This is a genomic window from Chitinimonas koreensis (genome assembly GCF_014353015.1).
In the GTDB taxonomy this organism is placed as follows: Bacteria; Pseudomonadota; Gammaproteobacteria; order Burkholderiales; family Chitinimonadaceae; genus Chitinimonas; species Chitinimonas koreensis.
Map to the genome: position 1 here is coordinate 1,153,900 of NZ_CP060704.1, position 21,929 is coordinate 1,175,828.

Annotated in this window: 15 protein-coding genes; 8 read left to right on the forward strand and 7 right to left on the reverse strand. The window is 70.2% G+C overall.

Annotated features, from left to right (window positions below; genetic code table 11):
* Positions 1-10: 10 nt before the first annotated feature.
* From H9L41_RS24365 to H9L41_RS04955, 3 genes are all read right to left on the reverse strand, one after another.
* Positions 11-442, reverse strand: a complete 432-nt coding sequence (locus tag H9L41_RS24365) for an alpha/beta hydrolase (RefSeq protein ID WP_265583934.1) — start codon at positions 440-442, stop codon at positions 11-13.
* The gene (locus tag H9L41_RS04950; RefSeq protein ID WP_265583935.1) at positions 391-1,758 is read right to left on the reverse strand and encodes an alpha/beta fold hydrolase; all 1,368 of its coding nucleotides are present in this window, start codon (positions 1,756-1,758) and stop codon (positions 391-393) included. Before H9L41_RS04950 ends, H9L41_RS24365 begins: the two co-directional genes overlap by 52 nt.
* A gap of 214 nt (positions 1,759-1,972) precedes the next feature.
* A complete protein-coding gene (locus H9L41_RS04955; protein ID WP_028448013.1) occupies positions 1,973-3,733 on the reverse strand; it encodes a GMC oxidoreductase in 1,761 nt (586 codons plus the stop codon).
* A gap of 130 nt (positions 3,734-3,863) precedes the next feature.
* Between H9L41_RS04955 and H9L41_RS04960 the strand changes: the two genes are divergently transcribed.
* Positions 3,864-7,262 (forward strand): hybrid sensor histidine kinase/response regulator family protein, encoded by a 3,399-nt coding sequence (locus H9L41_RS04960; RefSeq protein ID WP_051319406.1) that lies wholly within the window; start codon positions 3,864-3,866, stop codon positions 7,260-7,262.
* A 363-nt stretch (positions 7,263-7,625) separates the two neighbouring features.
* Complete coding sequence (gene rsgA / locus H9L41_RS04965; RefSeq protein WP_028448012.1) at positions 7,626-8,696, forward strand: ribosome small subunit-dependent GTPase A; 1,071 nt, start codon at positions 7,626-7,628, stop codon at positions 8,694-8,696.
* 80 nt (positions 8,697-8,776) lie between these two features.
* On the opposite strand, the gene H9L41_RS04970 is transcribed toward rsgA, so the two are convergent.
* Positions 8,777-10,750 (reverse strand): beta strand repeat-containing protein, encoded by a 1,974-nt coding sequence (locus H9L41_RS04970; protein WP_084300597.1) that lies wholly within the window; start codon positions 10,748-10,750, stop codon positions 8,777-8,779.
* Here H9L41_RS04970 and H9L41_RS04975 point away from each other — a divergent pair.
* A complete protein-coding gene (locus H9L41_RS04975; protein ID WP_157462138.1) occupies positions 10,732-11,082 on the forward strand; it encodes a hypothetical protein in 351 nt (116 codons plus the stop codon). The genes H9L41_RS04970 and H9L41_RS04975 overlap by 19 nt on opposite strands.
* 144 nt (positions 11,083-11,226) lie before the next feature.
* On the opposite strand, the gene H9L41_RS04980 is transcribed toward H9L41_RS04975, so the two are convergent.
* On the reverse strand, positions 11,227-13,716 hold the full coding sequence (locus tag H9L41_RS04980; RefSeq protein WP_084300596.1) for an esterase-like activity of phytase family protein: 2,490 nt from the start codon (positions 13,714-13,716) through the stop codon (positions 11,227-11,229).
* A gap of 185 nt (positions 13,717-13,901) precedes the next feature.
* Between H9L41_RS04980 and H9L41_RS04985 the strand changes: the two genes are divergently transcribed.
* Together H9L41_RS04985 and H9L41_RS04990 are read left to right on the forward strand one after the other, a co-directional pair.
* Positions 13,902-15,362: a pyridoxal phosphate-dependent decarboxylase family protein gene (locus tag H9L41_RS04985; protein WP_028448010.1), complete on the forward strand. Its 1,461-nt coding sequence runs from the start codon at positions 13,902-13,904 to the stop codon at positions 15,360-15,362.
* A gap of 88 nt (positions 15,363-15,450) precedes the next feature.
* Positions 15,451-16,368, forward strand: coding sequence for a transporter substrate-binding domain-containing protein (locus H9L41_RS04990; protein ID WP_051319405.1), 918 nt, complete (start codon positions 15,451-15,453; stop codon positions 16,366-16,368).
* A gap of 33 nt (positions 16,369-16,401) precedes the next feature.
* On the opposite strand, the gene H9L41_RS04995 is transcribed toward H9L41_RS04990, so the two are convergent.
* Together H9L41_RS04995 and H9L41_RS05000 are read right to left on the reverse strand one after the other, a co-directional pair.
* Complete coding sequence (locus tag H9L41_RS04995; protein ID WP_051319404.1) at positions 16,402-17,052, reverse strand: 2-dehydro-3-deoxy-6-phosphogalactonate aldolase; 651 nt, start codon at positions 17,050-17,052, stop codon at positions 16,402-16,404.
* Complete coding sequence (locus H9L41_RS05000; protein WP_028448008.1) at positions 17,036-17,920, reverse strand: 2-dehydro-3-deoxygalactonokinase; 885 nt, start codon at positions 17,918-17,920, stop codon at positions 17,036-17,038. Before H9L41_RS05000 ends, H9L41_RS04995 begins: the two co-directional genes overlap by 17 nt.
* A gap of 342 nt (positions 17,921-18,262) precedes the next feature.
* Here H9L41_RS05000 and araD point away from each other — a divergent pair, with 342 nt between their 5' ends.
* From araD to H9L41_RS05015, 3 genes are all read left to right on the forward strand, one after another.
* The gene (gene araD, locus H9L41_RS05005) at positions 18,263-19,990 is read left to right on the forward strand and encodes an L-arabinonate dehydratase (RefSeq protein ID WP_028448007.1); all 1,728 of its coding nucleotides are present in this window, start codon (positions 18,263-18,265) and stop codon (positions 19,988-19,990) included.
* Positions 19,991-20,107: 117 nt separating this feature from the next.
* Entirely contained in the window at positions 20,108-20,878 is a 771-nt protein-coding gene (locus tag H9L41_RS05010; RefSeq protein ID WP_051319403.1) for an SDR family NAD(P)-dependent oxidoreductase, read from the forward strand.
* Positions 20,875-21,714, forward strand: a complete 840-nt coding sequence (locus H9L41_RS05015) for an SMP-30/gluconolactonase/LRE family protein (protein WP_051319402.1) — start codon at positions 20,875-20,877, stop codon at positions 21,712-21,714. Before H9L41_RS05010 ends, H9L41_RS05015 begins: the two co-directional genes overlap by 4 nt.
* Positions 21,715-21,929: the final 215 nt, after the last annotated feature.

A 21,929-nucleotide genomic window follows, 5' to 3' on the forward strand; every position in this document is an offset into this window, starting at 1 on the left:
CCGGCCGGCTTCAGCCGGGACCGCTGTGGGCGCGCAGGAATTCGAACAGCCGCGGGAAGATGTCCGTCGCCACGTTCTGGCCCATGAAGATGTCCTGGTGGCCGTAGCGCGGGAACACGTGCAGCTGGTGGCGGCCCGGCACCAGCCGCTCGAGCCGCGCATGGCACTGGATGATCGAATCGGCGAACACCCGGTTCTCCTGGCCCTGCACCAGCAGCATCGGCGTCGCGATGCCGGCCGCGCGCTCGAAATAGTTGTCCGGCAGCGCGGCGTAGCGCGGGTCGCCCGGCTGCCATTTCACCGCCTCGTGCTTGCTGTTCACCATCTTCAGCACGTGGCGGTAGTAGTGGGCGCTGATGCCGCCGAACAGGTCGCCGAGCCGGTCGTGCGTCACCCGGGCCATGTTCTCGTGCAGGAACAGCGCCGGCTTGCCGGCCCCCACATGAAGCTGAGCATGTGGCAGGCCGACGAATCGCACTCGTGATGGTAGAGGTCGACCCCCATCGCCAGCAGCTTGCCCGGCGACCAGGCCTGCTGGTGGCGCCAGCGCGGATTGACGTACTCGGCGCCCAGCAGCCAGTCGCAGAACAGCGGCCCGAGCGCGAGCTTGACCCGCGACCAGCCCGGCACGTGTGCGCTCAGCGCGATGCTGTTGAGGATCACGCTGCGGACCGAGCCGACCAGGCCGGCCGCCAGGCTCATGGCGAAGGTCAGCGCGCCGACGCAGTGGGCGATCACGTGGATGCGGCGGTTCGGCCCGACCAGCCGGCGCAGCGTGGCGATGGCGGCCGGATGGTCGTACAGCGCCAGGTCGTCGAGGTTGGCGCGGCTGCGCGACAGGTTGTAGGGAAAGCGGTTGCTGCCGCGGTGGTCGAGCGTGAACACGTCGCCCCAGCCGGCGTCGAGCAGTTCCTGAACCAGGTTGCGGTGCTCGGGCATGATGAACATGTCGGACGAGGTGGTGAGCCCATGCACGATCAGCACCACGTCGTCGCAGTCGGCGCGGCGGAAGCGGGTGAGATCGAGGCCCAGGCCGTCGCCGGTGCTGAACGGATGGTGGCTGATGTCGGCGCCGCGCACGCCCTCGGTGGTGAAGCGGGCGTAGACGCGCGGCGCCTCGCGCGGGCCTGGCGGCAGCGAGGGGCCGTAGACCTCCCACAGCGATCCGGCGAAGAAGCGGCCGAAGGCCGCCAGCCCGGCCGGGCTCGGCCGGCCGGCCGCATCGGTGGCGCGCAGGCTCTGCAGCACCTTCATGAAGTCGACCACGCCGAGGCTGAGGATGCCGGTGGCCAGCAGCTCGGCCTGCGCCTCGTCCTCGCGCGCCAGGTGGCCGGCGTAGAGATTGGTGTACAGCGTGGTGGTGTCGCGCCACAGGTCGAAGCCGAAATGGTGCTGCACCTCCTTCTGGCCGGCGAAGGTGAAGGCGTGGCCGTCGTCGTTGCGGCACAGCACGCGGTAGACCATCACCTTGCGCTCGCGGTCGGCGGTGTCCGGCATCAGCTGGAACAGGCCCGATTCGATCGCGGCGCGGCCGCCGACCAGCGGACCCTCGACATGGCCGACCAGCCGGCCGGCGCGCTCGGGCGAGGCGAGGAAGGCGGCGACGTCGTCGACCTCGACCTCGACGTGCAGCGACAGCGCGAGTCCCGCCGCGCGGCCGGCCTCGAAGCCATCCTCGAAGGTATTGCCGCCGAGGCTGGCGTAGCCGCTCATCACCTCGGCGAAGCGGATGCCGACTCCCTCTAGATCCTGGTTCATTTCACTCTCCGGATTCATCTGTAGTTATGGGCATGACGGCGGCCGCGGCCCGGCTGCGTCGGATGGCAGCAGGGGACCGCCGGGCCCGGCCAACTGCCGGCCGGGCGCATCGGGTCGTCGTCGGAGCGGCTCGGGCCGCGTCTTGTAGGGATTCCGCCGTGGGCCCGCGTCTATGCGCGATGCCGCCTGCGTTGCGAAGCGTGCCGGCCGTGCTTCAGGCCAGCGTGTCGTCGGGCGCCAGCCCGGTCAGGTCGTGCGCGATCCACTCGGCCAGCGCGGTGATGGTGGCGGCCGGGTTGGCGCCGAGCGCGGTCGGCATCAGGCTGCCGTCGGCGACGTAGAGCCCGCGGTAGCCGAACACCTGGCCGCGCTCGCCGGCCCGTGCGCTGACCACGCCGTGCTCGGGCGTATCGGCCAGCGCGCAGCCGCCGAGCGGGTGCACCGTCACGTTGCGGCCGGCCAGCCAGGTCGGCAGCGGCAGGAAGATACGTGCGCCGATGAACTTCGCGAAGCGCCGGTTCAGCGCGAGGATCGCCCGGTACAGCGGCAGGCTGGTCGATTGCGGCCAGTCGAGGTCGAGCCAGCCGGCCGGGTTGAGGCTGAATCGGCCGTCGCCGCGGTCGCGTCCCATGCACAGCAGTACCGCGCTGCGCTGGGTCAGGTCGTTGCCGAGCAGTTCGTTCAGTGCGCCGCCGAGGCGCTGGCTGGCCTGGCCGGCGGCGCGGCCGGTCAGGTAGCGGAAGGCCGAGCGCAGGAACTGCTTGAAGCTGTCCCACGGCTCGATCGCCGGCCGTGCCGCTGCCATGGCCCAGGCCGCGTGGGTCGGGATGCTGGCGTCCTCGAGGATGAAGGCGCGCTCGGGGTCGATGCGCTCGAACAGGTGGTGATCGGTGTACTGGGTGATCACCGGGCCCCGGGTGCTGTCCATCTGCGTCTCGCCGTCGAGCGCGAAGGCCAGGAAGTCGCCGTTGCCGGAAAAACGCCGGCCCAGCGCCGGGCTCAGCGCCGGCAGGCTGCGGTGGACGTCGCGGCAGCGCAGCAGCAGCTCGTTGCTGCCCAGCGTGCCGGCCGACACCACCACCCGCCGGGCGGTGACCGACTGCACGCGGCCGGCGGCCAGGTCGTCGAATTCGACGCGGTAGCCGTGGCTGCCGTCGCCGGCCGGATCGTCGCGGCCGTCGGCGTCGAGCGGCACGATGCGGCCGGCGCGGCACAGCGTGCGCAGCACCAGGCCGTGCTTCTCGCGGGCGACGTGGATGTAGTTGAGGTCGGTGGTGTTCTTGGCGCGCACGTTGCAGCCGAGGTCGCACTCGCCGCAATAGGTGCACGACGTCTGCCGGGCGCCGTAGCGGTTGGTCTCCTGAACGCCCATCTCGGTCGGCGCGGCGGCGCCGTTGTAGCTGTAGCCCTGGCCGAAGAACACCGCGATCTCGGCCGGCCGGCTGACCAGGCCCTGCTCGGCGGCGAAGCGGGCGAACTCGCCGGTGCGGCGGAGGTGGCGGCGGTCCTGTTCGCCGCCGGCCGGCGGCAGCGCGCGCGCGCCGAGCACCGACTGCGCGATGTCGTAATAGGGCGCCAGCGCGGCGCGGTCGAGCCCGGCCGGCCAGCCGGCGGCGAATACCTCGGGCGCCGGCCGCAGGAAGACGTTGGCGTAGATCAGCGAGCCGCCGCCGAGGCCGGCCGCGGTGACCGTGTCCATCCGGCCGAAGCGGCGCACGTCGAACAGGCCGATCAGCCGGCTGCCGGCCAGCCGGCGCCGGTGTACCTGGCGCGGCCGCGCGATCTCATCCTCGGGCGCCCAGAAGTTGTCGGCCAGGTCGGCCGTACTGCGGGCGAAGCCGCCGAGCGGATAGTCGCGGCCGCGCTCGAGCAGCAGGCCGCGGCCGGGCCAGCGCCGGGCCAGCCGGGCGCTCATCGCACCGCCGCCGAAACCGCTCCCGATGATGACGAATTCATAATCAGGTTCTATGGCCATGACGATCTCATAAGTGGGCTTTCAATAAGGGATAATAGAAAAGAAAAGTGATATTCATCTGCTAGGATGAGACGTTCCGATGCGCGGCCTTGTCCGCTTGCCGCCGTCCATGCGTCCTTTCCTCCGATCCATGCCCGTCCGTATCCACGTCCTGTCCACCTGCCTGTGCGCCTTGCTGCTGGCCGCACTGGCGCTGCTGGCGCCGACGGCCGCTGCGGCCGGACCGCTGCGGCTGGACGACGCGCGCAGTGTCCAGTTGACGCCGCACTTCGAGGTGCTCGAGGACCCGACCGGCCAGCTGACGCTGACCCAGCTGCGCCAGCCGGCCTATGCCGCGGCGTTCGGGCCCTCGCCGGCCGCCGGCGATTCGCTGAACTTCGGCCTCACCCGTTCGGCCTGGTGGCTGCGCCTCACCGTGCGCAATCCGACGCCGGCCCCGCTGCGGCGCATGCTCGAGATCGCCTATGCCCATCACGACCGGATCGAATTCTATCGGCCGGCGCCGGACGGCTACACGCTCGAGGTCAGCGGCCGCGAGCTGCCGTATTCGGCGCGCGGCTACGACAACCGCTTCTTCGTCTTCCCGCTGACGGTGCAGGCCGAGGCGACCGAGACCTACTACCTGCGGATCAATTCCGACGCCTCGCTCGACGTGCCGGCGCGGCTGTGGACGCCTGACGCGTTCGAGCGCCACGTGCGCGACGATTACCTGGGCCAGGCCTGGTACTTCGGCCTGGCGGCCGGGATGATCCTGTTCAATCTCTTGCTGTTCTTCGCCCTGCGCGATCTCAACTATCTGTTCTACGTCGGCTTCTCGCTCGGCGCCGCGCTGTCGATCGCCAGCTACAACGGCATCGCCTACGAGTTCCTGTGGCCCGGGTCGCCCTACTGGTCGAAGATCGGCACGATGATCCTGTTCTCGCTGACCAGCACGGCGCTGATCGGCTTCATGCGCAGGGTGCTGGAGACGCCGCGCGAGCTGCCGCGGCTCGACCGGCTGCTGCTGGTCTTCGTCGGCCTGCACGTGCTGGTGATCGCCGGCTTCTTCGCCTCGTTCCGCCACACCATCATGCCGGCCATCGCGCTCGATTGCCTCACCATGCTGCTGGCGCTGGTGGTCAGCTTCACCTCGCTGCGCAACCGCCAGCGCAGCGCGCCGTACTTCGCGCTGGCCTTCACCGCGCTCCTGGTCGCGGCCGGCATGACCGGGCTGCGCAGCTTCGGCCTGATGCCGACCAACTTCTTCACCGTCAACGGCATGCAGATCGGCTCCTCGCTCGAAATGCTGCTGCTGTCGCTGGCGCTGGCGGCGCGCTTCAACGCGATCCGCGCCGAGAAGGAGCGCGCCCAGCAGGAGCTGGTGGAGACGCTGCAGTCGTCCGAACGGGTGCTGGAGGAGCGGGTGCGCCAGCGCACCCACGAACTGAGCGAGGCCAACGACCGCCTGCTCGAGCAGGAAGGCGCGCTGCGCCAGGCCATGCAGGTGGCCGAGAACGCCTCGCGCATGAAGTCCGAATTCCTGGCCAACATGAGCCACGAGATCCGCACGCCGATGAACGCCATCATCGGCCTGGCCTACCTGGCGCTGAAGACCGAGCTCAGCGCCAAGCAGCGCGACTACGTGAACAAGATCCACCGTGCCGGCGAATCGCTGCTGACGGTGATCAACGACGTGCTCGACTTCACCAAGATCGAGGCCGGCCGGCTCGACATGGAGCGGGTCGAGTTCTCGCTCGACGAGGTGCTCGGCAACGTCGCCACCGTGACCGGCCAGCGCGCCCAGGAAAAACAGCTCGAATACCTGTTCCAGGTGCCGCCCGAGGTGCCGCGCCACCTGGTCGGCGACCCGCTGCGGCTGGGCCAGGTGCTGATCAACCTGACCAACAACGCGATCAAGTTCACCGAACGCGGCGACATCCTGCTCAGTTGCCGCCTGCTCGGCGATGTGGCCGGCAGCGGCGTGCGGCTCGAATTCGCGGTGCGCGACAGCGGCATCGGCATGACGCAGGAGCAGACCGGGCGATTGTTCCAGGCATTCAGCCAGGCCGACGGCTCGACCACCCGCAAGTACGGCGGCACCGGCCTGGGCCTCGCCATTTCGCGCCGGCTGGTCGCCATGATGGGCGGCGAGATCGCGGTCGAAAGCGAGCCGGGCCGCGGCTCGACCTTCCGCTTCACCGCGCTGTTCGACCGGCCGGCCCAGCCGCGCTACCTGCAGCGCGCCGGCACCACCCAGCTCGGCGGCCTGCGCGCGCTGGTGGCCGACGACAACCCGGTCGCCTGCGACATCCTGTCCGACGCGCTGCACAGCCTCGGTCTCGAGGTCGACGTGGTGGTCAACGGCGCCGAGGCGCTGCTGGCGGTGCACGACAACGACCGCTCCAGGCCCTACGACCTGGTGTTCTGCGACTGGAAGATGCCCGGCATGGACGGCATCGGCGTGATCGCCGCGTTGCAGCGCGCCAAGCTGCGGCAGCGGCCCAAGTTCGTGCTGGTCACCGCCTTCGGCCGCGAAGAGGCGCGCCAGCACGCCGAGGCGGTGATCATCGACGCGCTGCTGGTCAAGCCGATCAACCAGTCGAGCCTGGTCGACGCGCTGTTGCCGCTGTTCGGCGGCGCGGCCGAGGCGCCGCAGGCCGACGTGCCGGCCGAACTGGCCCAGCGCTGGCACGGCCACCGCATCCTGCTGGCCGAGGACAACGAGATCAACCAGCAGATCGCGGTCGAGCTGCTCGAGAGCGCCGGCTTCGACGTCGAGGTGGCGCACAACGGCCAGCAGGCGGTCGACATGCTGCAGGCGCGCGCCGCCGACTACTACCAGCTGGTGCTGATGGACGTGCAGATGCCCGAGATGGACGGCCACGAAGCCACGCTGAAGATCCGCGCCGACGCGCGCTACAACCTGCTGCCGATCCTGGCGATGACCGCCCACGCGATGGTCGAGGAACGCGAGCGCTGCCTGCGTGAAGGCATGCAGGACACCATCCTCAAGCCGGTCGACCCCGACCGCATGTTCACCACGCTGGCGCAATGGCTGCGGCCCGGCGCGGTGAGCGGCGCGCCCGCGCCGGCGATCGCCGCGGCGGCGCTGATCGAGTCGGCGGCGGCGCGGCCGCCCCAGGCCGAGGCCGCCGGCGACGGCGCCGAGCTGGTGGCGGTCGAACCGCAGCTGGTCCGCCTCGACGGCTTCGACACCGAGACCACGCTGGTGCGCATGGGCGGCCGGGTCGAGTTCTACCACCGCATGCTGGCCAAGGTGCCCAAGGCGCTCGGCGGCTCCCATGCCCAGATCAGCGCGGCGCTGGCGCAGCAGCAGCGCGACACCGCCGAGCGGCTGGCGCACACGGTGTTCGGCGTCGCCGCCAACGTCGGCGCGACCGAGCTGGCCGAGGTCTCGCGCCGGCTCGAGGACGCGATCCGCAACGGCGTCGAGGACGCCGCGCTGCTCGGCGCCTTCGAGGCCAGTCTGGCCGGAGTGCTCGAACGGATCGCGCAGCATTTCCCGGCCGAGGACGGCCGGCCGTCGTAGCGCCTCCGCGGCGGCCTGTTGCGCGATCCGCAACCGCGGTGCCGCCGCGCTTGACCGGCGCCGGCCGCGGCGTGCAGACTGCGCTTCCCTTTCAACCGCCACAGGAGAGCCCCCATGCGTAGAACTGATCTTGCCCTCCTGTCGGCCGCCGCCTGACCGGGCTCTTCTCCGCCCGCGCTCGTTCCACCGGTCCCGTCCCCGTTCCGACGCGACCTTTCCCTTCCGGGATTCCATCGTCCAGGTGTGCCGAATCGCCCGCATCCGCGCGGCCGACTTCCGCTCCGTTCCGCGCCGCGCGCATTTGCCGCGGCTCTGCCTGCCGCTGCTTGCTGCGGGCGAACCGACCCTGGAATCACCGACACCATGTTCGATTTCGACTATGAAGCGCTGCGCGCCATCGGCTTGACGCAGTACCTGATCAACCAACTCCACGCCTTGGCCGAACCGCCGCGCCCGGGCAGCGCGCTGATGCGCATCGTCGAGGTGCAGCGCGACCACCTCACCGTCCACGACGGCCATGGCGAGCGCCAGGCCCGCGCGCTGCCGCGGCTGACCGCGATGCTGCAGGCCCATGCCGATGCGCTCGCGGTCGGCGACTGGGTGGTGGCGGAGACTCATGCCGGCGAGGAATGCTGGATCGCCACCCGGCTGGAACCGCTGACCCAGCTGGCCCGCCGCGCCAACGACGGCCGGCGCCAGATGCTGGCCAGCAACGTCGACACCGCCCTGCTGCTGATGGGACTGGACCTCGACTACAACCCGCGCCGGCTGGAACGCTACCTGGCGCTGACCCAGGCGGCCGGCCTCGAAGCGGTCGCGGTGCTGACCAAGGCCGACGTCGGCGACGCGGTCGAGCAGCGCATGGCGGAGCTGCACGCCCGCCTGCCGCGCCGCATCCCGGTGCTGGCGCTGAACGGCCAGGACGCCTCGGCCCGCGAGGCGCTGGCGCCATGGCTCGGCGCCGGCCAGACGCTGGTGCTGCTGGGCTCCAGCGGCGCCGGCAAGTCCACCCTGAGCAACACGCTGCTGATGGCTGAAGCCCAGCTCACCGGCGGCGTGCGCCGCGGCGACGGCCGCGGCCGCCATACCACCACGGCGCGTTCGTTGCACTGCCTGCCCGGCGGCGCCTGCATCATCGACACGCCGGGCCTGCGCACCTGGCGGCCCGACGCCGACGAGACCGAGGTGGCGGCGAGCTTCGACGATATCGCGGCGCTGGCCGGGCGCTGCCGCTTCCGCGACTGCCGCCACCGCGACGAGCCAGGCTGTGCGGTGCGCGAGACGGTGCCGGCCGACCGGCTGCTCAACTACCACAAGCTCCTGCGCGAGGCGCGCCGCGGCCAGCAGACGGCGCTGGAACGCAAGGCGGAGACGGCCAAGTGGAAGGCGATCGGCAAGGCGGGGCGGGCGCGGGGAGAGGAGAAGCGGCGCTGATCAGTACGATCCAATGAAAACACCCCTCGGGATAACCCGAGGGGTGTTTCGTTTACTGCAGCAATGCTGGGAGTGCCTGCTTATTTCTGGTACGGCGAATTGGAAATATGGCAGGTATTACCGTCGCTACTGGCATCGGATTCCGATGCGGCCAGGCGGAAGGTCACCGATTGCTTGCTTTCGGTACCTTGCACCAGGGTCGAAGCCGTCATTTCGATCACGGTCCAGATCGAGTTGGACTTCAGGTAGGTCAGGTTGAAGGCGGCCGTGCCGTCGTCGGTTGTGGTGACCGAAGTCGGCACCGTACCGGCGTTGGCATTGGTCGGCGTCAACTGGCCATCCTTGGTGCCGATCTGGAGGCCACTGAGCGCGCCGGCCAGATCGTTGCGCACTTGATAGCGGTTGCCGTCTTCGTTGGCGTCGAGGTTGCCGTTACCGTTGCCGGCGCCGCCCAGCGCCACCGTGGCATCTTCCGCCACGAAGGTTTCAAATGGCGAGCAGCCGGTGCCGGTGGAGAAGTAAACCGGACGCACCTTCAGGTTGACCACTGCGCCCTTGACGGCATTGCCGGCCGAATCGGCGACTTGTACCGACATCGGCAGGATGTAGGCGGTATTGGTCAGATCGGCGGAGATCACCGACGACTGGCCGATGGTCACCGAGTTGGCGACGCCACTGATGACTACGTTGCTGACGGTAGAGATGGTCGTGCCGACGATAGTAGCCTTGACGCGAATCGCAGAACCGCCTTGGCCGGACGGTTTGGTGCCCGAAGTGAATGTCGCGACTGCGTCACCGACTCCGCTGCCATCCGAGCCGGCCACTGCGTTGGTGAAGGCCACTGCCGGCGATACGAACTCGCCGCCGCCGACCGTATTTTCAAGCTGGAATTGGACCGGCACGTTGGCTACCGGTTGACCAGCCGCCGTGGTCACGGTCGCACGCAGCGACAGCGAGTTCTTGGTGCTGCCGGTGCTGATCGGGATGGTGCTGGGATTTCCCTGCAGCGAGATATTGGCGGCACTGGAAACCGGCGGGGACACGGCGATCGTCACCGAACCGGTAATCGAAGCATCGTTCGGGTTCGTGACCTGGACGATGGCCATGCCTGCCACGGACGAGTTGAACTTGACCGTCGCAGTGTTACCCACGACTGCGGCATTGATGAAGGAGCCGGTGGCGGCCGAATTGGTGTCGGTCAGCGTTCCCAGCGTTGTGGCGACGCGGACAGTGCTTAGGCCGGGTGCGTTGATGACGATCGACAGATCACTGCCGGTGGTCAGGTTGCTGACTGCAGCTGCGGGGCTGGTGATGCCGAACGCACCGGTCGATCCGCCGGTCACCGTAAAGTTGACGCTGGCCTGGGCGCCGAGCGCGGAGGCCGTTACGGTGGAAACGCCAGTCGCACTGCCGGTGACCGTGACCTGTTCGCCGGTCTGCAGGCTGGAAGCCGACAGCGAGACGGTGCCGGTGCCGGCCGCGGTCAGCTGGATCGGCGTACTCGAGATCGGGTTGTTGCCGGCGTCGACCAGAGTGGCAGTCAGCGGGGTCGAGCCGCTGGGTGCCGTCAGAGCGGTGGAGCCCGCAGTCAGCGTGAGTTGCGTACCGGACACCGTGATCGGCAATTGCGCCGACACACCGTTAGCTGCCGATACTGTGATGGTGTCGGTACGGTTGCTGCGGTCGGAACCCGCGCTATAGGTGGCGACGATCTTGCCGCTGGCATCCGATACCGCGCCGGTGCCCGAGGGAACGACCAGTTGGCCGGACGTCGTCTTGAAGGTCAGCGATGCGCCGGAGATCGCAGTGTTGTTTGCATCCAGCACGGTGGCCGTGATGGTGGCGGAATCCGAGTTGTCGGTTTTGACCGATTTTTGCGACGCACTGAGGAAAACCTTGCCGATGACGGGCGCAGGCGTGGGCGTCGGCGTGGGATTGGTCGTTCCACCGCTATCGCCGCCAGGGCCGCCGCAGGCGACCAGCGTGGAAGTCGCGGCAACCACTGCGAAGCGCCAGACGCTCCCCAGCAAGCCCGATGCAAGTGATATACGCATCACAGTTATTCCTTTTCTCGAGATTTCTAATCATAAGCGGCAAGCAAATAAACGCCACATCGATCCGCAGTGGCGCCATTCAAATGGCATTTAACGTCAAACCGCCAGCGAATGCAACGCTTGACGCGCGCACCGCAGAAGTCCGTAGCGCATGGGGTGGCTTGATTTTCCAGCGTTTTCAATACACTGCATCATTGCTCGCGATGCCTGGTCTGAAGCCGGTGCTTTTGATAATTGCAGAGCTGCCGGGGCCGATGATCTGCTGCCAAACAACAGCGGATGCCATATTGGATCTTGGGCACTATTCTTTACCATATCTTGGTAATGGATGAGATCGACAAAAAGACCGCGCCGGGCGGCCTTTTTGTCGGGATGAGCGGTTGCAATGGAGTCACGCCAGGTGGCACGGTCATTGGCCGATCTGACTCGACGCGCCGATATCCGCTCGATAAGCAGCTCCGGGCAAAGAAGCGCAATCAGCGATCTAGCCGCAACGCCCGCGGCAGCCGAATCGTCACGAACTCGCTGTCGTCCGGCCGCTTGCTGCCGACATGCCGGCCGACCGAAAACGGATAGTTGTTGTCGTCGATCACCAGCAAGGTCTGCGCGTCGAGCACCACCACGTCCTCGATGGTGTTGAACGGCATGGCGAAGGTGCGGCCCAGGCCGACGTCGCCGTTGCCGCCCTGGCCCGACAGGCCGAACGGGTCGCGGATCGCCATCAGGTCGACCAGCTCGGTCTTGCCGACATAGCCGCCGGCCTGGCCCAGCTCGACCTTGAACAGCTTCTTGAAGCCCTTCGGATCGCCCTGGCTGTTGTCGCGCTCGATCACGATGCCCTCGCTCGCGTTGTAGAGCACGAAGTCGCCGATATTGCTGCCGCGCGCGTCGAGCCGGTACTTGAACGACTTGCCGGTGTAGCGCCGGCTGGCCAGGTCGAATTCGTGGATCAGCAGCGTCTTGTCGTCGTGGCCGGCCAGCGTGCCCTCGAGCAGCGGGTAGAGCTTCCTGCCGTCGCTCGACAGCGCCATGCCCTCGAAGCCGCCCGAGCGCTTGGCGCGGAACGGGGTCGTGGCGACGGTGCTGCGGTAGGGCCAGTAGAGGCCGTTGAGCCAGGCGGTGTTGCGGCCGGCCTCGTCCTGCAGGTTGGTGCCGTCGTCGCTGCCGGCGCCGGCGAAGATCGGGAAGTCGCCGAACAGGTAGACGGTGCGGATCGCCGGGAATTTCTCCTGCACGCGGAACAGCGTGCGGAAATCGAAGCTCTGGATGTCGGCGCGCGCCTGCATGCCGTTGGCGACGATCACGCCGGCCAGCGCGTCGGCGATCTGCTCGAAGCCGGCGGTGCGCTCGCGGTAGACCTTGCCGTGGCCGTCGGCATCGCTGCGCGGGTTGAGCTTGGTCTCGATATTGAAGCGCACGCGCCTGGCGTTCCTGGCCCGCAGCGCCGCGGCCGGGTGGCTGCGGCCGGCGCCGTTCTCGTAGTAGTCGACGTAGGCGGCGACCAGGTCGAACAGGTCCTGGGCGGTCGGCAGCACATAGGGGCTGACGTAGCCCTTGCTGGCCGCCAGCGCGGCCGATACCGGCGACAGCGCCGCGTCGTTGCGCTGGCTCGGGCCGCGGAACAGCTTGTCGCAGATATAGCCGGCCTGGATCTGGGCGCGCGTCAGGTCCTTGATCAGCACTTCCTGGGCAGGCTGGTCGTAGGGCTGGCCGTCGGTGCGGCGGCATTTCTGCGTCTCGACGTAGGGGTCGTGCTTGATGATGGAGACGCCGTCGCGGCTCAGGCCGGTGTCGGTCTCGATGGTCGTCATCAGGTTGTCGAGCGCGGCCTCGAAGGCCGGCAGGGTGTTCTCAGGCCGCAGGTCGCGGCTGCCGCGGTGGCCCTGGGCGTCGAATTTGCGGATGTCGATCAGGCCGTCGGCGTCGAGATAGTCGCCGGGCCGGCCGTCGCCGTTGGCGTCGAATTCGCGCACCGCTTCGAGCAGCAGGTCGGAGCGGTCCGAGATCAGCCCGTTCACGCCGGCCTTCATCAGCTCGAGCATCTTGGCCTTGTCGTTGACGGTCCAGGCCACTACCGGGAAGCCGGCGCTCTTGAGCGAGGCGAGGTCGAACACGTCGGAGGCGGCCGGCACCAGGCCGGCCGGCGTGTTGGCGCCGCGCGCGTAATGGGCGTCTGGGCTCGATTTCACGCCGCCCGTGTCGTACTTGAGCATCACCGAGTAAGGCGAGAACACCGGCGTGCGGCCGCCGTGGGCCTGCGCATGGGCGCGCGCGGCATTCATGATGCGCAGCGCGCTGGCTTCCTCGTTGTACGGGTTCTGCGGCGAGCGGATCTCGCGGCCGGGGTTCTCGAAATCGGGCAATGCGATCGGCGCTTCGAGCAGCACGCCTTGCGCATCGGCATGCAGCAGGAAGGGGCCGAACTCGTCGCCGAACCACAGGCTGCCGTCGGGCGCCCGCTGCATCGATTCGATGTCGAAGTCGGCGCCGGTCAGCACGCGGCCGGCGCTGAACTGGTTGACGATGGCGAACGGGATCTTGCGGTCCGGGTCGCGCAGCTCGAAGAAGCCCTCGACCGCCACGCTGCCGTCGCCGCCGCCGTTGGTGACCGGCCGGCTGCGCACGGTGTAGACGCGCAGGTTGAAGTCGGCCGAGTTCTCGATGGCGCCGTAGCCGTTGTCGGCCATCGCCAGGTAGCTGCCGTCGGCGTTGCGCAGCGCGGCCGAGAAGCCCTGCACCGGCTGGCCGGCGAACGGGGGGGCCTGGCCGTTGAGGTCGCCCGCGAGGTATTGGCCGGACGTCGGGCCGGCGGCCAGCGTGTTGGCCGGCAGCACCGCGCGACCGGCCAGGATCGGGCCGTCGCCGAGCGATTCGCCGTCGGCGTTGCAGGCGGTCAGCGCCAGCGCGTGCAGCACGACCAGGGGCAGCAGGGCCAGCCGGGCCGAGGTCTTGGCTGGATGGGACATGGGGAGGCTCCGTGGGGTTCGAAAACCGCCGATGCTAGCCTCCTGTCATTTCAATAAATCGATCGAGCTATTTCATTGTCATGGATGGCGCATGACAGCCGCTGCGGCCGCGCCGCTACGGTAGACTCACGGCCGGCCGCCGCCGCGGCCTTCCTTCTTTATCTTCACTTCACGACGTTCCCGCCATGAGCACGCCCGCCCGTTTCCAGCCCGAAGCCGACAGCCTCGATCCGACCGATTGGCAGGCCTTCCGCGAACTGGGCCACCGCATGGTGGACGACATGGCCGACTTCATGGCCGGCCTGCGCGAGCGGCCGGTATGGCAGCCGATGCCGGCCGAATTGCGAGCCGAGCTGCGCCAGCCGCTGCCGCAGGCGCCGGCCGAGCTGGCCGAGGTCTATGCCGATTTCCAGCGCCTGGTGCAGCCTTACGTGGTCGGCAACGTCCATCCGCGCTTCCTCGGCTGGGTGCAGGGCGCCGGCAACCCGGTCGGGGTGCTGGCCGAGCTGCTGGCCGCGACGATGAACGCCAATCTCGGCGGCCGCGACCATGCGCCGATCGAGGTCGAGCGCCAGGTGATCCGCTGGGCGGCCGAGATGCTCGGCTTTCCGCTCGATGCCAGCGGCGTGCTGGTGACCGGCACCTCGCTGGCCAACCTGATCGCGGTGCTGGTGGCGCGCACCCGCGCGCTCGGCCGCGCGGTGCGGCAGGACGGCCTGGCCGGCCGGCCGCTGGTGGCCTACACCTCGACCGAGGCGCACAACTGCGTGTCGCGCGCGATGGACATGGCCGGTTTCGGCACCGCCGCGCTGCGGCTGATCCCCTGCGACGACGACCACCGCATGCGGCTCGATGCGCTGGCCGAGGCGCTGGCGGCCGACCGCGCCGCCGGGCTGCAGCCCTTCCTGCTGGTCGGCAGCGCCGGTACGGTCGACACCGGTGCGATCGATCCGCTGGCCGGGCTGGCCCGCGTGGCGCGCGAGCAGGGGCTGTGGTTCCACGTCGACGCCGCCTTCGGCGCGCTGGCCATGCTGTCGCCCGAGCAGCGGCCGCTCTTGGCCGGGCTCGATGAGGCCGATTCGGTCGCCTTCGATTTCCACAAATGGGCCCAGGTGCCCTACGACGCCGGCTGCATCGTGGTGCGCGACGCCGCGGCGCACGCCGCCGCCTTCGCCACCGTGCCGGCCTACCTGCGGCGCGAGGCGCGCGGCCTGGCCGCCGGCCAGCCCTGGCCGACCGATTTCGGGCCGGACCTGTCGCGCGGCTTCAGGGCGCTCAAGGTATGGATGACGATCCGGACCTATGGCGCCGACAAGCTCGGCGAGGTGATCGCCCGCAACTGCGCGCTGGCGCGCCGGCTGGCGGCGCGCGTCGATGCCGAGCCGGAGCTGCGCCGCGTCGCGCCGGTCGCGCTCAACGTGGTGTGTTTCCGCTTCGAAGCGGCGGGCGGCGACCTCGACCGGTTCAACGCCGACCTCGTCGCCGACCTGCAGGAGTCCGGCATCGCGGTGCCGTCGACCACCACCATCCGCGGCCAGTTGGCGGTGCGCGTCGCGCTGGTCAACCACCGTACGCGGGCGGAAGACCTCGACCTGCTGGTCGACGCGCTGCTGGCGGCCGGCCGTCGCCGCGCCGGTGCGGCATGACCGGGACGGCCTGTCGCAGGACGGTCGCCCCGGCGGCGGCGGCCGGGCTATGCTGGAGCACGCCCATCCCGTCCGTCCGTGCCCGACCATGCGTCGCTTGATCCTCCGCCTGCTGCTCCTCGTCGCGAGTGCTGCCGGTCTCGCCGGTGCCGAGCCGATGCGCTACGTGCTGCCGGCGCCCGAGGGCGCGGCCGACAAGCGCTACGAGTACTACCAGTCGCTGCTGGCGGCCGCGCTGGAGGCGACCCGCGACAAGTGGGGCGACTACGTGCTGGAGCGGCACGACCTGCCGATGAACGCGGCGCGCGCCACGGCCGAGATGCTGGCCGGCCACGCGCCGACCGTGCTGGTGCGTACCACCAGCGTCGAGCTGGAGAAGACCTTGCGGCCGATCCGCATCCCGCTCGACAAGGGGCTGACCGGCTACCGGCTGTTCCTGATCATGCAGCCGACCCAGGCCCGTCTCGACGGCGTGCACGACCTGGCGGCGCTGCGGCGTTTCAGCATCGGCCAGGAAGTGCGCTGGACCGACGTCGGCATCCTGCGCGCGGCCGGCTTCGAGGTGGTGACCGGCGACGGCTACGCCGGCCTGTTCGGCATGCTGCGCGCCGGCCGCTTCGCGCTGTTCTCGCGCGGCGCCAACGAGATCGCGGCCGAGCTGGCCAGCCATGCGCCGCAGCTGCCGGGCCTGGCGATCGAGCGCCAGCTGCTGCTCTACTACCCCTTGCCGCGCTATTTCTTCGTCGCGCCCGACGAGGCCGGTCGCCGGCTCGGCGAGCGCATCGAGGACGGCCTGCGCCAGTTGATCCGCTCGGGCGAGTTCGACCGCCGCTACCGCGTCTACAAGCGCGACGTGCTCGGCGGCGTCAAGCTGAACGGCCGCCGGCTGTTCCGCATCCCCAATCCCACGCTGCCGGCCGAGACGCCGCTCGACGACCCGGCGCTGTGGGACGACCTGCGCGACGAGATCGGCGGCAACGCCCGCCTCGGCCAAGACGCGCGCTGAGCGCCGCCGCGGCCGCCGATCCGTCCTCCCGCCTCAATCCCGCTTCGCCGCGGCCCAGGCCGCGACGTAGGCGCGCGCCCGTGCGGCCACCGCCGCGGCTGGGTCGCCCGGCTGGTACAGCGCGCCGCCGAGGCCGAAGCCGCTGGCGCCGGCCGCACGGTAGGCCGCCATATTGGCCGGCACGATGCCGCCGACCGGGTAGACCGGCACCGACATCGGCAGCACCGCGCGCCAGGCCTTCAGCACCGCGGGCGCGATCGCCTCGGCCGGGAAGGCCTTGAGCGCGTGGGCACCGGCCTGCAGCGCGGCGAAGGCCTCGGACGGCGTCGCCACGCCGGGCAGCGACCACAGCTGCCGCCCACGCGCGGCGGCGATCACGGCCGGATCGCAGTTGGGCGAGATGACCAGCCGGCCTCCGGCGCCGGCCACCGCCTCGACCTGCTCGGGCTGCAGCACCGTGCCGGCGCCGATCCAGGCGTCGCCGGGCAGGGCGGCGACCAGTGCGGCGACGGCCTCCAGCGCGCCGGGGCGGTTGAGCGGCACTTCGAGCAGGCGGAAGCCCGCCTCGTACAGCGCCAGGCCGATCGCGGCGGCGTCGGGCGGCGGCAGGCCGCGCAGGATGGCGACCAGCGGCGGATGGGCGGCGGCCGGGTCGAACGGCGAGGAATCAGCGGGCGTGGTCATGGGCGAGGGCGGCGAGCGCGTGGCGATAGCAGGAGTCGGGATCGAGCACGACGGTCTCGATGCCGAGCGCGTCGGCGGCGCGGCGGTGGCGCGCGGCCAGCGCCGGCGAACCGACCAGGTGGAGCGGGCCGGCCCCGAGCGCGCCGAGCCGGCGGGCGGCGGCCCATTCGGCGCCGATCAAGAGGCCCGACAGCCGCGAGGCGCCTTCGGCCGCGGGCCAGACGTCGAGCAGCAGGCCGGCGCGGATCGAGAACAGCGCCGACAGGATGGGTTCTTCCATACCCTGCAGCAGGCCGGCATCGAAAGCCGCATCGTGGTCGTCCGGGCCCTGGGCGCAGGCGGCCAGGGCGCCGTGGGCGCGCAACTGGGCGTACAGCTCGCCGGTCATGAAGCTGCGGAAGCGCAGCACGCGGCCGCCTTCGAGCTGCACCCACTTGCTGTGGGTGCCGGGCAGCAGGTACCAGCCGTCGCGCCGGGCCTGCCGCCAGGCGCCGAGCAGCTGGGTCTCCTCGCCGCGCATCACGTCGGCCGGGCCCTGCGGCGGCCGCTGGCAGATGCCGGGCACGATGCGCTGGCCGTCGCCGAGCGGCAGCGCCGCGGCGGCCAGCGCGTCGAGCGCGGCCGGCGCCGGCAGGTAGGGCGCCTCGCGCCAGCCGCTGCGGCTGCCGATCATGCCCGACAGCCAGACCTCGGCCGGGCCGGCCGCCAGCCAGTCGCCGATCCAGCCGTGCAGCGAGGCGGCGAAATCCTGCTGCGCCGCCGTCAGCACGCCCTGGCCGTCCTCGCGCTTCTCGAGCAGCGTGCCGTCGCGCGCCACCCGGTAGGCGCGGCGGTTGCTGCTGCCCCAATCGATCCCGATCACCTGCATCGCATTCTCCCGCTTTCTCGAATTACGCCAGGCCGAGGAATAGGATCTTCCGGCTTGCCCTTTGGCTTCGAATTGAATTATGTTACCGGTATCAGATCGTGGCAAGCCCGCTAGCCGGCAGGCTGCCGCGCAGCGAAATCCGCTGGACGGCGGCACTGCGGACCTGCCGGAGCACCGGCCTGGCGGGCCTGACCCGCGGGCCGGCCCAGCGGGCCGAACCCTCTTCACTCCTCTCTTCATCCGGAGCGTTCGCGGCGGCCCCCGCGGCCTGCCGCCTTTTCATGCCCCGCCCCTCGCAGCCGGCCGCTGCGGCGGGCCCAACCCGACCGAGGTCCGTACCGCATGTCATCCGACTCCAAGAAGCGCCGCTCGCAGCACTGGTTCGGCGGCACCGACAAGGACGCCTTCATCCACCGCTCGTGGATGAAGAACCAGGGCTTCGCGCCCGACAGCTTCGACGGCCGGCCGGTGATCGGCATCTGCAATACCTGGTCCGAGCTGACGCCGTGCAACGCCCATTTCCGCCAACTGGCCGACAAGGTGAAGGCCGGCGTGCTGCAGGCCGGCGGCCTGCCGCTCGAGTTCCCGGCCATGAGCCTCGGCGAGACCAATCTGCGGCCGACCGCGATGCTGTTCCGCAACCTCGCCGCGATGGAGGTCGAGGAGTCGATCCGCGCCAATCCGCTCGACGGCGTGGTGCTGCTGGTCGGCTGCGACAAGACCACGCCCTCGCTGCTGATGGGCGCCGCCAGCGTCGACCTGCCGACCATCGTGCTGTCGGGCGGGCCGATGCTGAACGGCCGCTACCGCGGCGAGACCATCGGCTCGGGCACCCACGTGTGGAAGTTCAGCGAGGCGGTGCGCGCCGGCCAGATGACCGAGCACCAGTTCATGCAGGCCGAGAGCTGCATGTCGCGCAGCGCCGGCCACTGCATGACCATGGGCACCGCCTCGACCATGGCCTGCATGGTCGAGGCGCTCGGCGTCTCGCTGCCCGGCAACGCGGCGATCCCGGCGGTCGACAGCCGCCGCCACGCGCTGGCCCAGTTGACCGGCCGCCGCATCGTCGAGATGGTCGAAAGCGACCTCAGGCTGTCGCAGATCCTGACCCGGCCGGCGTTCGAGAACGCGATCCGTGCCAACGGCGCGATCGGCGGCTCGACCAATGCGGTGGTGCACCTGCTGGCGCTGGCCGGCCGCGTCGGCGTCGAGCTGAGCCTGGCCGACTGGGACCGGCTCGGCCGCGAGGTGCCGACGCTGGTCGACCTGCTGCCGTCGGGGCGTTTCCTGATGGAAGAGTTCTACTACGCCGGCGGCCTGCCGGTGGTGCTGCGGCGGCTGGCCGAGGCCGGCCTGCTGCACCGCGAGGCGCTGACGGTGAACGGCGCGACCCAGGGCGACAACGTGATGGAAGCCGAGTGCTTCGACGACCAGGTGATCCGGCCGCTCGACGATGCGCTGGTGGCCAGCGGCGGCATCGCCGTGCTGCACGGCAACCTGGCGCCGGACGGCGCCATCCTCAAGCCCTCGGCCGCCAGTCCCGACCTGATGCAGCACACCGGCCGCGCGGTGGTGTTCGACAGCATCGAGGACTACAAGGCGCGCATCGACGACCCGCTGCTCGACATCGACGCGAGCTGCGTGATGGTGCTGCAGAACTGCGGCCCCAAGGGTTATCCGGGCATGGCCGAGGTCGGCAACATGGGCCTGCCGCCCAAGTTGCTGGCCCAGGGCGTGACCGACATGGTGCGCATCTCCGACGCGCGCATGAGCGGCACCGCCTACGGCACGGTGATCCTGCACGCCGCGCCCGAGGCCGCCGCCGGCGGGCCGCTGGCGCTGGTGCGCGACGGCGACCTGGTCAGCGTCGACGTGGCCGGCCGCCGGCTGCACCTGCACGTCGACGACGCCGAGCTGGCGCGCCGCCGCGCCGAGTGGCAGGCGCCGACCCCGCCGGCCTCGGGTTACGCCAGACTGTATTTCGACCACGTGCAGCAGGCCGACAAGGGCGCCGACCTCGATTTCCTGGTCGGTTGCCGCGGCAGCGCGGTGCCGCGCGAGTCGCATTGACGTTCTTGCATTGATGTCCTCGTAGGAGCGGCTTCAGCCGCGAATGGCGGGAAGCCACCGGCGCTTTCGCGGCTGAAGCCGCTCCTGCAGGGCTTTTAACCTGACCTGGAAGTTTCCATGAACCCAGACGCCTACGCCCGTTACCCCAGCCTGCGCGACCAGGTGGTGCTGGTCACCGGCGGCAGCTCCGGCATCGGCGCCGACATCGTCGCCGCCTTCGCCCGCCAGGGCGCCCGCGTGGCCTTCGTCGGCCGCAGCGCGGCCTCGGCCGCCAAGGTGGTCGCCAGCGTGCCCGGCACCGCCGTGCCGCCGCACTTCATCGCGGCCGATCTGGCCGACGTCGAGGCGCTGCGCGCCGCGGTGGCCGAGACGGTCGCCCGCTTCGGCGAGATCGGCGTGCTGGTCAACAACGCCGCCAACGACGACCGCCACGATTTCCTCGACGTCACGCCCGAGTATTTCGACCAGCGCGTCGCGATCAACCTCAAGGCGCATTTCTTCGCCGCCCAGGCCGTCATCCCGTCGATGCGCCGGCGCGGCGGCGGCGCCATCGTCAATCTCGGCTCGACCAGCTGGAAGAACAAGGTCGCCGGCTACGCCGCCTACGCCACCTGCAAGTCCGCCACCACCGGCCTGACCCGCAGCCTGGCGCGCGAGTTCGGCGGCGACGGCATCCGCGTCAACACGCTGACGCCGGGCTGGATCATGACCGAGCGGCAACTGGACAACTGGGTCGACGCCGCCGGCGAGCGGGCGATGGACGAGAACCATTGCCTGCCCGGCCGCATCCACGGCGCCGACGTCGCCAACCTGGCGCTGTTCCTGGCGGCGGCCGACAGCCGCATGATCACCGCCCAGGAATTCGTCATCGATGCGGGGTGGACATGAGTACCGTACGTTGCCTGTGGGAGGCCCGGGCGCTGCTCGGCGAGGGGCCGGCCTGGATCGAAGCGCGCCAGCGGCTCTATTTCGTCGACATCAAGGCGCCGGCCGTGCATGCGCTCGACCTCGCCGATGGCACGCGCCACAGCTGGCCGATGCCGGCCGAGATCGGCTGGCTGATCCCGCACCCGGACGGCGGATGCTTCGTCGCCGGCCTGTGCGACGGCTTCGCGCTGCTGTGGCTGGAGCCCGAGGTGCGGATCGAATACCTGGCGCGGCCGCATGCCGATCGGCCCGAGCTGCGGCTCAACGACGCCAAGCTCGACCGCTGGGGCCATATCTGGGCTGGCTCGATGAACGACCCCGATCCAAGCCGGCCCGACGGCCGGCTGTACCGGCTCGATCCGGATGGGCAGTGGATGGTGGCGGACGACGGCTACCACGTCTGCAACGGCCCGACCTTCAGCCCCGACGGCCGGACCCTGTATCACAACGACAGCTGGCTGGGCCGCGTCTACGCCTACGACCTCGACCCTTCCGGCACGCTGGGCAACAGGCGGCTGTGGCGCCAGTTCGGCGAGGGCGAAGGCCTGCCCGACGGCATGACCACCGACCGCGACGGCTGCCTGTGGATCGCCCAGTGGGGCGCCGGCCGGGTCGGCCGCTTCAGCCCGGCCGGCGAGCTGCTGCGCAGCATCGAGCTGCCGGCCTCGCAGATCACCAGCTGCGTGCTCGACGCGGACGAGAAGCGGCTGTTCGTCACCAGTGCGCGCAAATGGCTGAGCGACGCGCAGCTGGCGGCCGAGCCGCTGGCCGGCGCGGTGTTCGAGGTCACGCTGTAGCGGCGCGGCGGCGGCGCGCTTTCCCGCCCGCCGCGGCCCGCCGGATCGGATCCGGCGGGCCGCTCGTCGTTGGCCGTGGCCGGGCCGCGGCGTCCCGATGCTCGGCAGGCTGGCCGTGTCCCGGCGATGACAGCTGGGCGACGCCGGCTGGACGGCCTATATATTTCTAAGCAGCTCCGCCGACCCCGTCGAATGCCCGGATCGAAGAAGGCCGC

Coding starts and splice junctions, on each gene's coding strand:
- H9L41_RS04950 (WP_265583935.1), bottom strand. CDS start 1,758: ATGAACCAGGATCTAGAGGGAGTCGGCATCCGCTTCGCCGAGGTGATG.
- H9L41_RS04955 (WP_028448013.1), bottom strand. CDS start 3,733: ATGGCCATAGAACCTGATTATGAATTCGTCATCATCGGGAGCGGTTTC.
- H9L41_RS04960 (WP_051319406.1), top strand. CDS start 3,864: ATGCCCGTCCGTATCCACGTCCTGTCCACCTGCCTGTGCGCCTTGCTG.
- rsgA (WP_028448012.1), top strand. CDS start 7,626: ATGTTCGATTTCGACTATGAAGCGCTGCGCGCCATCGGCTTGACGCAG.
- H9L41_RS04975 (WP_157462138.1), top strand. CDS start 10,732: ATGCAAGTGATATACGCATCACAGTTATTCCTTTTCTCGAGATTTCTA.
- H9L41_RS04970 (WP_084300597.1), bottom strand. CDS start 10,750: ATGCGTATATCACTTGCATCGGGCTTGCTGGGGAGCGTCTGGCGCTTC.
- H9L41_RS04980 (WP_084300596.1), bottom strand. CDS start 13,716: ATGTCCCATCCAGCCAAGACCTCGGCCCGGCTGGCCCTGCTGCCCCTG.
- H9L41_RS04985 (WP_028448010.1), top strand. CDS start 13,902: ATGAGCACGCCCGCCCGTTTCCAGCCCGAAGCCGACAGCCTCGATCCG.
- H9L41_RS04990 (WP_051319405.1), top strand. CDS start 15,451: ATGCGTCGCTTGATCCTCCGCCTGCTGCTCCTCGTCGCGAGTGCTGCC.
- H9L41_RS04995 (WP_051319404.1), bottom strand. CDS start 17,052: ATGACCACGCCCGCTGATTCCTCGCCGTTCGACCCGGCCGCCGCCCAT.
- H9L41_RS05000 (WP_028448008.1), bottom strand. CDS start 17,920: ATGCAGGTGATCGGGATCGATTGGGGCAGCAGCAACCGCCGCGCCTAC.
- araD (WP_028448007.1), top strand. CDS start 18,263: ATGTCATCCGACTCCAAGAAGCGCCGCTCGCAGCACTGGTTCGGCGGC.
- H9L41_RS05010 (WP_051319403.1), top strand. CDS start 20,108: ATGAACCCAGACGCCTACGCCCGTTACCCCAGCCTGCGCGACCAGGTG.
- H9L41_RS05015 (WP_051319402.1), top strand. CDS start 20,875: ATGAGTACCGTACGTTGCCTGTGGGAGGCCCGGGCGCTGCTCGGCGAG.